The sequence below is a fragment of the Flavobacterium sp. 38-13 genome (assembly GCF_001899155.1).
GTDB lineage: Bacteria > Bacteroidota > Bacteroidia > Flavobacteriales > Flavobacteriaceae > Flavobacterium > Flavobacterium lindanitolerans.
This window is the reverse complement of record NZ_MKVG01000007.1, coordinates 387,115-399,389: the sequence shown is the minus strand read 5'-3', so window position 1 is coordinate 399,389 and position 12,275 is coordinate 387,115. Positions and strand designations below refer to the sequence as shown.

Genomic DNA, 12,275 nt, shown 5'->3' with positions numbered 1-12,275 from the left:
AACTTAAATTAGTGATGAAAATAAGAGTTCGTTCGATAGAACTTTACCCCATAAGTTTTGTACTTATACTTATTTATTTACCCCCATCGTAAATAAATATTTTAATTTGCTTTAGGATTTGAGTTTGAAATACAAGCCCTTTACCGGGTGAACCTAAATTCTAATTTTTCGCAGCAAATTAATTCTAAAACTGGTGAGATAGCGAAAGCTGTCTCACTTTTTATTTAATCGTAATAAAATTCTGAATCTTCCGTTTAATTTAAAAAAAATATAACGTGAAGCAAAAATTTACCACAACTTTCCTCTTATTGTTTTCTGTACTCCTATATGCTCAGGAACAACAATTCCAAGTGTTTTTTGATTTTGATATTTCAGAAACGAATACCGCCTCAACGACCAAATTGCAACAATGGATAAGTGATAATCCTACAGCAGAGGTTGAAAAAATTTATGGCTATTGCGACTCGGTTGGCAGTCTGGAGTATAATGATGTGCTTTCTGTAAAACGGGCTAATTATGTTTTGGAAAAACTTAAAAGTAGCAATATAAAAATAAGCGGGAAAGCTGAAATAAAAGGTTTTGGAAAACGGTTGACCCAGCCTGGTTTGGCATCAGCCAACCGTAAAGCAGTAGTTTATTATACTATTCCGGCTAAAAAAGAAGAGCCCGTTGCAAAAGAGAATCTTTCAGAAGAAACAAAAAACTTAAAAACCGGTGATAAGTTCACGCTAAAAAATCTTAATTTTTACAACCGTTCCGGAGTTATAGTGCCATCATCTGAACCTATATTAAAGGAATTGCTAAATGTAATGGTTGAAAGACCCGATTTGAAAATAGAAATACAAGGGCATATATGCTGTCAGTTGGGAACAGATTTAGAAAACATAGCCACCATAAGAGCAAGGGCAATTTATAATTTCCTGATTGAAAACGGCATCAGTAAAGACAGGCTGCAATATAAAGGATTTGGCAGTTCAAGGCCCATTCACCAGATACCGGAAAGGAATGAGCAGGAGCGCAATGAAAACAGGAGAGTAGAGATTGTAATACTTGACAGTAAGTAGCAATATTAGATGTTCAGGCAGATTTTCCTATGTAATAAATAATTTGTTACTTCGTTTTTATTTATAAACCCCAGTCCATGAAAAATACGGCTCTATATATCTTTTTTTTATTTTTTTCGTTAGTAGCACAGGCGCAGGAAGAATTTTCAGTCTATTTTGACAGCAATAAATACGAACTCAAAAAAAAGGAAAACGAAAGGCTGCAAAATTTTATCAATACCAATAAAGAGGTCAAGATTGTAGCAATCAATGGTTATACTGATGAAGACGGAACCACAGCTTTTAACGACACGCTTGCACAAAAAAGAGTCGATTTTATTTATGGCATAATAAACGGAAAGCTAAAAATCAGGGATGATTTCAAGACCAGAAGCTTTGGAGAAAGACACAGGCAATCAAAAATAAAATCCGAAAACAGAAAGGTTACCATTTATTTCCTTTTGGCCAAAGACCTGCCACGAGAAAACGAAATTCTTGGAATTAAAGAAGAACCCGTGGTGAAAAAACAGAGGGAAATGCCTGAATATCCGCAAAAGATGACCCTACAGAATCCTAATGGCACGACCAGTGAATTGGTTTTTGATGTTGCCTTTATGGAAAAACTGACGGTTGCAAAACCCGGCGAAAAAATAAAACTGGAGAATCTTAATTTTCAGTTGAACACATTTGCTATTACTAATGACTCAAGACCCAAAATGTATGAATTGCTGGAAGTCATGAAAAGAAATCCGCAGATGAAAATACAGATTCAGGGGCATATTTGCTGTATGCAAAACGACAAACAGGACCTTTCGACCAAAAGGGCCAAAGCCATTGCCAGATTCTTGGAAATGAACGGAATTGATAAAGATAGGGTGACCTACAAAGGATTTGGAGTAACCGAACCACTTTTTGCCATTCCGGAAAAAAGTGAGGAGGAAAGAGCTGCAAACCGACGTGTTGAAATTGAAATCATAGAGAATTAGCCCATGTTTTACAAAAGCAGGTAGCTTGAAAATCTATGACTGTCTGCCAATTGAAACTCAAAAAAACTGATTATCTTTGCGGCACAACAACACAACCTATTTTTATGAGTTCTGATACCAGCAAACGCTATAATTTGCGAGGAGTTTCTGCTTCAAAAGAAGATGTCCATAACGCAATTAAAAACATAGACAAAGGATTATTTCCAAAAGCTTTCTGCAAAATTGTTCCGGATTACTTAACCAATGACGAAGATTACTGCCTCATTATGCATGCAGACGGAGCAGGAACAAAATCATCTTTAGCTTATTTGTACTGGAAGGAAACGGGCGATTTGTCTGTTTGGAAAGGCATTTCTCAAGATGCCCTCATTATGAATATTGACGATTTGTTGTGCGTTGGCGCTACAGACAACATATTGCTGTCTTCCACTATTGGGAGGAACAAAAACCTGATTCCGGCCGAAGTAATTTCTGCCATCATTAACGGAACTGAAGAACTTATTGAAGAATTAAAATCTTTTGGCGTTACCATTCATTCAACAGGTGGCGAAACGGCAGATGTAGGTGATTTGGTACGTACCATAATTGTCGATTCTACCGTAACGGCAAGAATTAGAAGAGACAAAGTAATCGATAATGCCAATATCAAACCAGACGATGTGATTGTTGGTTTGGCTTCTTTTGGTCAGGCAACTTATGAAAAGTCGTATAATGGAGGAATGGGCAGTAACGGATTGACATCAGCGCGTCATGATGTATTCCATAACTATCTTGCTCAGAAATATCCTGAAAGTTTTGACGCTTCTGTACCAGCAGATTTGGTATATTCCGGTAATGTGAAACTAACAGACGAAGTTAAAGGCGCTCCAATTGATGCCGGAAAACTGGTGCTTTCTCCAACAAGAACCTATGCGCCTGTTATCAAAAAAATCCTGGATACCTATTCTCCGGAACAAATCCACGGAATGGTTCATTGCAGTGGAGGTGCTCAGACAAAAGTCTTACATTTTGTTGATAACGTACATGTGATAAAAGACAATTTATTCCCGATTCCGCCACTTTTCAGGCTTATTCAGGAACAATCAAAGACAGACTGGAAAGAAATGTATCAGGTATTCAATTGCGGACACAGGATGGAAATCTACGTGCCACAGGAAATAGCCAATGAAATCATAGCAATTTCCGAGTCGTTTAACATAGAAGCGCAGATTGTAGGCAGGGTTGAAGCCTCAGAAAACAAGAAGCTGACAATAAAAAGTGAATTCGGAACTTTTGAATATTAATCAATGTCCTATTAAATAAAAACTCCCGCTGTTCGGGAGTTTTTTTATTGTTTTATCTGAAATTTCAATAAGTTTATTTTCCTCGTTCCCAATAGAAATACTAAACTTTACTATCCTGTATAAACTTCCCGCAAGCCATCTAATTTTAATTCCATTTCATATTGGCTTATAAATTTTTCGAATCCCATAGATTCCAAAAAAGCTGCAGTTTCTTTAGAATTACCATCGATATTGATTAATGCTATTTCGTTACCAAAATTAGAAGCGATATAGCTGAAAAGCTGCCCTGCCAATCCTTTTCTACGGAATTCTTTTTTAATAGCAAACTGCTGTACTCTTTTCGCAGCAGGATTATAAATCAGATAACCAAGTAATTGTTCCTCATCAAAAATTCCAACCGCATGATTGGTTTCTTTTAAATTTTCTACGGCAGTGATTGAATTTTGCCATGAAGGTTCCCAATCCCAAAACAGTCTCATGTTTTGCCAGTCAAACGATTTTAACTCTCTAATGTCATAGTCTTTGTCTTGACCTTCTATTTGTAGTGATGTTTTATAACAGTCGAGATTTCGGACTACCTTAAAACCTGTTTTTTCATAGGTTTTTAGCGCGGGAATATTTTCCGTAAGTACCTCAAGTCTGACAATGTCTGTATTTTCAGCCTTTAGAAAAGGGAGAATATATTCGTAAAGTTGGGCAGTGAGTCCATTTCCTCTTTTTTCAGGTATGATTCCCGTTCCGGCATTATAAACCACAGTTTCCCCATTAATCTTATCATAACCATGGAGTATAAACCCGACTAATTTGCCGGCTTCAAAAGCTCCGACAGACAATTCCATGCGAACGCTGTCATTGGTGATTTTCCCTTCTAATTGTGGTAAGGTCAGCCGAAAAGGAACAATATAATCTGAAAATGAACTATTGAAAACTTCCAGAATTTCTTCTGTACTGCTTTTTTCAAGCGTCTGGAATTGCATCATTATATTATTTCTTTTTTTCAGAATTCTGTTTTACCCTAAATGCGGTGATTCTTGCAATCAAGTCGAGTGGTATGGGTTGGTCAAAAGGAAACTGTACAGAACCTTTCCCTTTTTTGTAAGCAATGAGTTCCCTGTCAAATTCTTCCATGCCTTCCGGTGCCGGATAGAAACCAATATGGTTTTTAAAAGCAGCAAAATGGACAAGATTACCATTTAGTACAAAAGTAGGAATGGCATATTTAATTGCTTCGGTGGCTTCTGGGGCAGCCTTTTGTATGGTGGAGCGAACTTCTTTCAGAATCTTTTGTACATCATGTGGGAAAGTCGCAATATACTCGTCTATATTATCTGGTTTCGCTGTCATACTCAATTCCTATTTCTCTTAAAACTACAGAATAAGAAATTTTGTGTAGTATTAAAAGGTGTTTTGTGGTCTTCATAAATACAGTGTAATTTTTCAAATCTGTTTTTTAATACAGCATGCAGGGTTTCTTCACCATATTGTTTTATATCAAGGCCACTGCATTTTTTTGGTCCGTTTTCAGAAAAAGTACCAATTGTTAGGTATCCGGAAACGGCACTTTGGGCGATTTCGATATACTTTTCTACCTGTTCTTTTGTAGTGAGGAAATGAAATGCAGCCCTGTCATGCCACACATCAAAGGTAGTATCGGGTTTAAAATCCAATATGTCGCTTACAATCCAATTTACTTTTTCTGACCTATTCCCCAAACGTAATTTTGCTTTTTCCAGTGCTTTTGCAGAAATGTCCAGTACGCTGATATTTTCAAAACCTTCATCGAGTAAAAAGTCAACCAATTTGCTATCGCCACCGCCAATATCAATGATTTTAGCGGATTTATTTAAATTAAAAGAATGGATAAAATTCAATGAAGTTTTTGGAATTTCTTGTGTCCAGCTTACTTCTTCCGGGCCTTTATTCTGATAGACGGCCTCCCAATGTTCTTTGTTTTTTGTATCCATACTAAGTTTGTTAAGCTTTTTTACAGCAATTGTCTAAGCTTTCATAAGCAACTGCATCAGCTTTGATATCGTCTGCATCATAGCCTAATTTAGAGATGGCCGTTTTAATAGTCTGTAAATCCGTTTTTGTAGCATTATAATACACCGTAAGTGTACTGTTTTTTTCATCCAGTTCATACATTCGCACGCCTTTTATCTTTAGCATATTGGATTGAAATTTTGACCCGCAGGTTTCACATTCCTTACAATGGTCGCAATGAATACTGGTTTTGATAACTGCTTTTTGGTTTTTCTTGCCTTCCTGTCCAAATGAAGCAACAGCAAATAGCATAAAAAATAATAAGATTGATTGTTTTAAGAAAGTGTTTTTCATCAGTTATAATTTTGCTTTCTCACAAATATAAGGCAAATTATTGGCTGTAAAATCCTAAAATTATCAGATAGGAATGTGTATCGTAAATACTACTTTCAGCCATCTAACCTTACAACTTTACAACTTTACAACTTTATGACTTTATGACTTTATGACTTTATGACTTTATGACTTTCCAACTTTATAACTTCATCACTCCGTCGCCTCTAAATATTTTTTATCCCAATTTTCATAAAGCTGTACTAAGGCATCATAATTCCTGTCTTTTGGAAGATTTTTATCCCATTTCTGTATCATCTTTTGGAGTTTTCCTTTATCCCGTTTTATAAAAGCAACAGTTCCCTTTGCATAGAAATACCATGCTTTTCCCTCATCACCTCCAAACAACCTGTATAAAAAATTATAGGTTTTTTTAAAATAAAATATGGCCTGTTTATCATTTTGCGCCTTTGCAAACATTTGCCCGGCATGCCATTGTAAGGATTGACTGTTAGTATGGGTTTTATTGTTTTTAAGATACGAAACAATCATATTGCCCGCTTTTTCATATTCTTTAGTATTGGCAAGTTTTCTCCAGCAGCAGGTGTCACTGTCAAAAAAACGCTGTTCATACAAGAGTACATTGCTCAGGTCTTGAGCAGCAAGATTGGAGCATGAAAATAGAAGTAGGAGAAGAACTATTGTTTTCATTGTTGCCATTCCACCAAAAATCATCATGGGTAAGGATGTAGAGATTTTGGGCGCTCTATCGGATTGTTAAATACGGGCATTTGTGCAGGAATGCCAGTGTTTTTACCAGGCGAAACTTGTTTGAGGCTGCCAAGTCCTACTAATTCCATTTGGGTTTGCAGGAATTTCTTTGGGTCCTTATCGCGGGTTTCCTTTAATTTCTTTATTTCTTCCGGAGTTGCTTTAATAGCATCCGGAGGCAATTGAATTTCAGTTTCTGAAAGGACATTGCTGCTTCCTATTTTTCTGATGGTATAATCATTTGATGGATTCCGAACCGGTTTTGCCTTTTCGTCAATTTTCTCCAATCCTAAAAAGATAAAACTCACCTCTGCATCCTCATCATAAGCTTCAACAATCAGTCCGGGCAATCCTACCAGTTTCCATGGGCCGGTTGAAAAAGGTAACTCTTCCGCAAACCAGGCTGTCCAGTTCCTGCCTCTAAAATAGCCTGTTGCTTTTTTGCAATTCAGGCCTTCAATAATACGGGTATCGGTTGAGATTTTCCAGTCAATTTTTTCTACTTTTTCTTCTGTAAGATAAAAAGCCACCAATTGCTCTTTTATAATAAACTTATGCCGATTGGCAAAATAGAAAATCTCCATGCTATTGGATTGTCTTTTTTTGGGCGGAGAAACAAATGTGGGAGTTTCTACATTAGCCTGCTGACGTTTTTGTTTTTCAAACGCTTCTTTCGCTTCTATATCCTGTATTATTTTATCATAACTTAAATATACAGAAGCATTTTTACCGGCTATCAGCATCATGTTTTCCCTATAATAATTTTCCCTGTTTGTAGTATCCCGTACATGTGAAAAGGCATATTTTACACGTATCAACGCCTTGTCCGGCTCTTGTGCAAAAGCAAAAGGGGCAATTGCTGTTGCGAATAAAGTAAATAGAAAAGTTTTCATATCTCTGTTGTTAAGTGTTGCTGTTTAGATTTGAAAATCAATGATTTACCTTTCTAAAGTAATAAATTTTATTTTTAATTACACAAAATCGCAACAGAAAGTGATTAAAGTGAGAGGGTTAAATAAAAAACGACGGGAATTTCCCGCCGTTTTTAGTTAAGTATAATTGATTCAACTTTTTTTGCTACTTAATTTTTAAAATTGAGATATTCCAAATTTGCAATTGAATCTAATTCTTTACTTTCAAAAAAGGATAGACAACCATTAGTAATAGCTTTATAGCCTTCCAAATCTCCACCTTTAAGCCAAGTTGCCCTATCGTTGATAATTTTGGAATAATTTTTCCCGATAGCAGTCGTTTTTGATAATACATTGTAATCTCCCAATACTTGAAAATTTAAAGAGGGAGAAGCATCTTTTTCAATCATGACATTATTGTTTTTAAGGCACTCATAGAATACCTGTGCCTTAAAGGCAAAAATCCATTCTTTTTTTTCTTTGTCTCTTGGTATATCATTTCGATTAAACTTAGAAGATGTTTTGCATGACAAAAGAAATGAGATACATAAAATAATTAGGATAGACTTTCTTTTCATATTTCTATAAATTTATTCCAATACCCAAATATCAATATAATCGATTGGTGCTGGTGGATTGTCTTGGAAATGACAACCGGATTTACAAGTTCCGTCATCATTAATTATATCTGCATGTCCAGACGACCATTGAGGATTTGTGGAAACCATTGAAAAAATACCTTTTTTTCCATCAACTAAAGTAGGAAAATTTTCTCCGTTGGAACCTCCATCATCTGCTGTAAAATGATAATGATTTTCATTAATTGGAGTAGAATCTGTTGCTGGATTTGTGTCAAAAGTTTCTCTCATCCATTTATTTAAAGATTTAGCATTCAAAAAATAATATTTTCCGTCGGCTCCTTTTAAAGTCCCGGGATACCCATTACTTGTAATTATTCTTGGTATGATAACTCCAGAATAGTTTAGTGCTCTTGATACCTTCAAGGCACAGCCGTTTACAGTTGCCTCTGGATAGTCTATTTGAGCTTTAGCTACTTCACCGCCAACAACACCATAAAGTTGTGAACTGCTTTCGGATGGGTACGCGTTTTCAAAGTCATCCCAACTTGGTAAGTCTTGTTGGGGGAAATTTAAGTTTGGGTTTTCCCAAAAATTTTCGTCATATAAAAAATCTCTTCCTTCGTCCGGTACCATGAACCAATTTTGGAATTTGCCAATAGTAATAGATGGATGAGTTCTTAAATAATCAATAGCCCACCTCCCAAATATTCTTGCCTCGCTACTTATATCACCATCTAAAATCAATTGATTGTTAACATAGGAATGATTGGAAGTATTATCTTTTAAATAATTTAATATAACAGCCACAGCAGCATTATTATTATTAGCATTATTCCACCATGCTTTCTGTTCCGGAGTAAGTCTCCTGATAAATCTAAAATCAATTATTCCCATAAAAACGGGATGTGTTGCAATAGATGTTGCAATGTCAGGATTTCCGCCTCCGGCATCGTTAATAGGATTAAGAACAAAAGTATTGTTAAGATAGGGTTCGGGTTCGTTTATAATTATTTCAAAACAATTAACAGAGGTTATCGATTTCACGTGTGCACCTTCATCCTTGTTAGTATAGCAGCCTTTTCCGGCTAATGTGGGCGGATTGTTGTTGGTGCAATACAAATGCGTACTTATAAAACATTTGGTGGCAGAAGTCAATCGGGAGGCCAAATTGGAGCGTTCTAATTCCGTCATGTTGAACTTTCCGGAAAACTGTGCATCAGGATTTAGCTCGAAGCGGGAAAGAAAAGAGGCATCCGGTTTATATTTAACAATAATTGCCTTTTTCTCATTTCCGTCATCAAAAACAACAAGGTTTTCAAATACGCCATCTTCCTGATTTTCTCTTGTGATAGACATCGTGTAATAGGCTATCCCATTATTTGTAATTTGGATTACCGCGGTACTGTCTATTTCAAATTGATAATGCGGGTCTGTATTCTTATTCCGGATTGATAATCCGTGATTGGGTATAATTTCTGATAATAAGCCCGGAAGTTTTTCAAATTCTTTAAATTCTTTACTGACAATAGGAGCGTATGGATTGCGTTTACTGGCCGATTCCTGAAGGTCTTCGACCTGACAGTTTACTAATAGTAAGCTTCCAATTATGAAGAAGCTAAAAAGAAGTTTTGTTTTGAGATTCATAGTTCTGTTTGGCTTTTATTGTGGCTGATATCTTCGGGTTGTGAAAGAATTGTCCTGATTAACTTATTATGTATAAATATGCCCACAAAAGCTGACCTGTTTTAATGAAAAGTAATAAGTGGTCGTATAGAAGAATAAGTGGTAAGATTTTATCAGGTTACTAATTGGTTAATAAGCAAAACGACGGGGAATTCCCCGCCGTTTTTAGTTAAGTATAATTGATTAATCAGGAGTGTTTCTATCTAAAAATTTAATTAATTTCCGATATAATTTTATTATAAAATAAATAATTACGGCGAGAAAAAGAAGGCTGATTACTTCCCACAAAGTGCCTAAAATAAAAGGCAGATTGTATACTGTTTCTGTTTCAAAGACCTGTTGTTTCATAGTTGGATTTTTAATATTAATTGTAACGCCATGATGAGCTTACGATGGTGGCATCCATCGGATTCAGGATTAAGGTCAGACGTATTCCTTTGAAGACTTTGATTCCCCAGCCTTCTATAGAATAATCATATTTCATAGAGCCGATAACTTCAACTTTAATGTTTCCGTTGGGCAGTATATCAACGAAATAGTCGCTTTGGCTCCATTCTCCAAGTGATGCACCATATTCTTCAGAAGTTACATTGGTAACGGTATGTCGCTGTTGTCTGGAAACAGAAAATTTCACATTCAATCTTAATCCTGTAAAAAGATTGATTTTGAATTTGTAGCTGCCTAAAAAAGTATTGCTTATGTTAGGTTGCTGTTCCATTTCAACTGAATTTATTTCCAGTTGGTTTAAAGATTCGGCCAGTTCTTCCAGGCTATTTATTGTTCTGGTTCCGGACGGTTCTATTCTGCCGTCAAATTCAAATGAGAGTCCGTTTGCAATAGAATAATCAATTAATTTCTTGGCAAATGCTATTGCTTCGGGATTGATTGTCCCGTCAAATGTGTTTTGGTTTAGATGGTTAAGAATTGATACTACGGCTTTATTGTTAGCAGGACTGTCCCACCAGTCTTTTTGTTCCGGAGTTAAACGTCTTATAAAATTAAATTGAATATTTCCGAGAAAAATCGGTTGGGTAGCTATAGGAATTGCAATGTCAGGATTTCCACCGCCGGCATCGGTAACGGGTTCAAGAACGAATTTGTTCTCAAGATAGGGCTCAGGGTTATTCATGACCACTTCGAAGCAATTAATTGATATTACCGATTTCACATGGGCTCCGCCGTCTTTGTTTTTATAACAGCCCTGGCCGGCTAAGGTTGGCGGGTTATTATTGGTACAATATAGTTGGGTGCTTATAAAACATTTAGTTGCAGTAGCACTTCTGGAAAGAAAAGAAGTTCTGCTTATCTCTGTCATGTTGAATTTACCGGTAAACTGGGTTTGAGTATCAGCCTTATAGCGGAAAAGGTAAGAATCGTCAGGCTTATATTTTATAAGTACTGCTTTTTTCTCATTTCCGATATTAAAAACAACAAGATTTTCAAATGTTCCTTCTTCGGTTGTTTCACGGGTTACAGCCATTGTATAATACTCAATACCATTGTTCGTGATTTGTGTTACAGACGTACTGTCGATTTCAAATTGATAGTTAGAATCAGCGTTGGAATTGCCATTTCTTGCCGCCAAAAGCAATTCGCCCGGAAGCGCTTCCGAAAGTAAATCAGGAAGTTTTTTGAAATCGGTAAAAGGTTTGCTGACTATAGGCGAAACAGAATTATTTTCACCGGGAAGTTCCTGAGTTTCGTCTGTCTGACAACTTAATAACACCATGCTCCAAATAAAAAGGAGGCTCTTTAAAAGTTTAGCTCTTTGTTTCATACTGTTTGGTTTTTAATTAGTCATTTTGGCGTGAGAGTGATACAATACTACAAAAAATAATTTATAAATAAACAAATTAATTTATTTTTATTGCAAGTAAATCATAAAACGATACTGATAAAAAGGGTTTAGTGTTAATTTTTTCAATGTATACAGTGTTTTTTATGTTATGAACTAAAATGTTTATTCTTAATACAGAAACGACTGTAATAATTTATTCCAATCTGTAAAAAAAAACCTGTCAATATTTTATATCTTCACGAAGCTTTTTTACGCACCTATACAACCCTAAATCGTACAATCTTTATGACATTAAAAAAAGAATTTGACTTTTCACAAAACCTGGTTTTAGAAGACGATACCGTTTTGTTGCGTCCGTTGCAACATTCCGACTTTGAAAACCTGTTGTATTTTGCACTCAATGAGCCTGAAATCTGGACATTTTCAAGCATAGCGGCTAGTGGAAGTGAAAATCTGAAAAACTACATCAACCTGGCAATACAAGCTCGCGAAAACAAGACAGAATTTCCTTTTATCGTTATAGACAAGAAAACAGGGCGCTACGCCGGAAGCACACGCTTTTATGATATTAATTTTCCGTTTAGCAGCCTGCAGCTGGGATATACATGGTATGGGAAAGATTTTCAGGGCACCGGACTCAACAAACACTGCAAATTCCTGATGTTGCAATTTGCTTTTGAGGTTTTGAAAATGGAAAGGGTCGAATTCAGGGCAGACAGTAATAATGCCAAAAGCATAGCGGCAATGAAAAGTATTGGCTGCCAGGTAGAGGGAATATTGCGAAGCCATATGCCCAAACTCAATAGCCATGACAGACGCGATTCCATAATTTTGAGCATACTGAAAAACGAATGGGAGGAAGGAGCCAGACAAAGGCTGCTTGATAAAATAAATAACAAATAA

At 36.1% G+C, this 12,275-nt stretch carries 13 protein-coding genes; 4 read left to right on the top strand and 9 right to left on the bottom strand.

Translation table 11 applies throughout. The annotated features are described in order from the left end of the window. Positions 1 to 275: 275 nt before the first annotated feature. The 3 genes from BGO88_RS04770 (at position 276) to BGO88_RS04760 (ending at position 3,312) form a co-directional block, all read left to right on the top strand. Complete coding sequence (locus BGO88_RS04770; RefSeq protein WP_286706122.1) at positions 276 to 1,064, top strand: OmpA family protein; 789 nt, start codon at positions 276 to 278, stop codon at positions 1,062 to 1,064. Positions 1,065 to 1,141: 77 nt separating this feature from the next. Continuing rightward, on the top strand, positions 1,142 to 2,029 hold the full coding sequence (locus BGO88_RS04765) for an OmpA family protein (RefSeq protein WP_286706121.1): 888 nt from the start codon (positions 1,142 to 1,144) through the stop codon (positions 2,027 to 2,029). Between the two features lie 104 nt (positions 2,030 to 2,133). Continuing rightward, on the top strand, positions 2,134 to 3,312 hold the full coding sequence (locus tag BGO88_RS04760) for an AIR synthase related protein (RefSeq protein WP_286706120.1): 1,179 nt from the start codon (positions 2,134 to 2,136) through the stop codon (positions 3,310 to 3,312). Positions 3,313 to 3,422: 110 nt separating this feature from the next. On the opposite strand, the gene BGO88_RS04755 is transcribed toward BGO88_RS04760, so the two are convergent. From BGO88_RS04755 to BGO88_RS04715, 9 genes are all read right to left on the bottom strand, one after another. After that, positions 3,423 to 4,292, bottom strand: a complete 870-nt coding sequence (locus tag BGO88_RS04755; RefSeq protein ID WP_286706119.1) for a GNAT family N-acetyltransferase — start codon at positions 4,290 to 4,292, stop codon at positions 3,423 to 3,425. Positions 4,293 to 4,296: 4 nt separating this feature from the next. Further along, the gene (locus BGO88_RS04750) at positions 4,297 to 4,656 is read right to left on the bottom strand and encodes an iron chaperone (RefSeq protein ID WP_286706118.1); all 360 of its coding nucleotides are present in this window, start codon (positions 4,654 to 4,656) and stop codon (positions 4,297 to 4,299) included. Between the two features lie 2 nt (positions 4,657 to 4,658). After that, positions 4,659 to 5,276 (bottom strand): class I SAM-dependent methyltransferase, encoded by a 618-nt coding sequence (locus tag BGO88_RS04745; protein WP_286706117.1) that lies wholly within the window; start codon positions 5,274 to 5,276, stop codon positions 4,659 to 4,661. Between the two features lie 10 nt (positions 5,277 to 5,286). Continuing rightward, positions 5,287 to 5,649 carry a heavy-metal-associated domain-containing protein gene (locus tag BGO88_RS04740; RefSeq protein ID WP_101471708.1) on the bottom strand — a complete coding sequence of 121 codons (363 nt, stop codon included), beginning with the start codon at positions 5,647 to 5,649 and terminating at the stop codon, positions 5,287 to 5,289. Positions 5,650 to 5,841: 192 nt separating this feature from the next. Beyond that, on the bottom strand, positions 5,842 to 6,339 hold the full coding sequence (locus BGO88_RS04735; RefSeq protein ID WP_286706116.1) for a hypothetical protein: 498 nt from the start codon (positions 6,337 to 6,339) through the stop codon (positions 5,842 to 5,844). A gap of 23 nt (positions 6,340 to 6,362) precedes the next feature. After that, positions 6,363 to 7,292 carry a GLPGLI family protein gene (locus tag BGO88_RS04730; RefSeq protein ID WP_273238585.1) on the bottom strand — a complete coding sequence of 310 codons (930 nt, stop codon included), beginning with the start codon at positions 7,290 to 7,292 and terminating at the stop codon, positions 6,363 to 6,365. 188 nt (positions 7,293 to 7,480) lie between these two features. Further along, positions 7,481 to 7,888: a hypothetical protein gene (locus BGO88_RS04725; RefSeq protein ID WP_286706115.1), complete on the bottom strand. Its 408-nt coding sequence runs from the start codon at positions 7,886 to 7,888 to the stop codon at positions 7,481 to 7,483. Between the two features lie 12 nt (positions 7,889 to 7,900). After that, a complete protein-coding gene (locus BGO88_RS04720; protein ID WP_286706114.1) occupies positions 7,901 to 9,535 on the bottom strand; it encodes a T6SS effector amidase Tae4 family protein in 1,635 nt (544 codons plus the stop codon). 403 nt (positions 9,536 to 9,938) lie between these two features. Next, complete coding sequence (locus BGO88_RS04715) at positions 9,939 to 11,351, bottom strand: hypothetical protein (protein ID WP_286706113.1); 1,413 nt, start codon at positions 11,349 to 11,351, stop codon at positions 9,939 to 9,941. Positions 11,352 to 11,657: 306 nt separating this feature from the next. Here BGO88_RS04715 and BGO88_RS04710 point away from each other — a divergent pair, with 306 nt between their 5' ends. Then, entirely contained in the window at positions 11,658 to 12,275 is a 618-nt protein-coding gene (locus BGO88_RS04710; protein WP_286706112.1) for a GNAT family N-acetyltransferase, read from the top strand.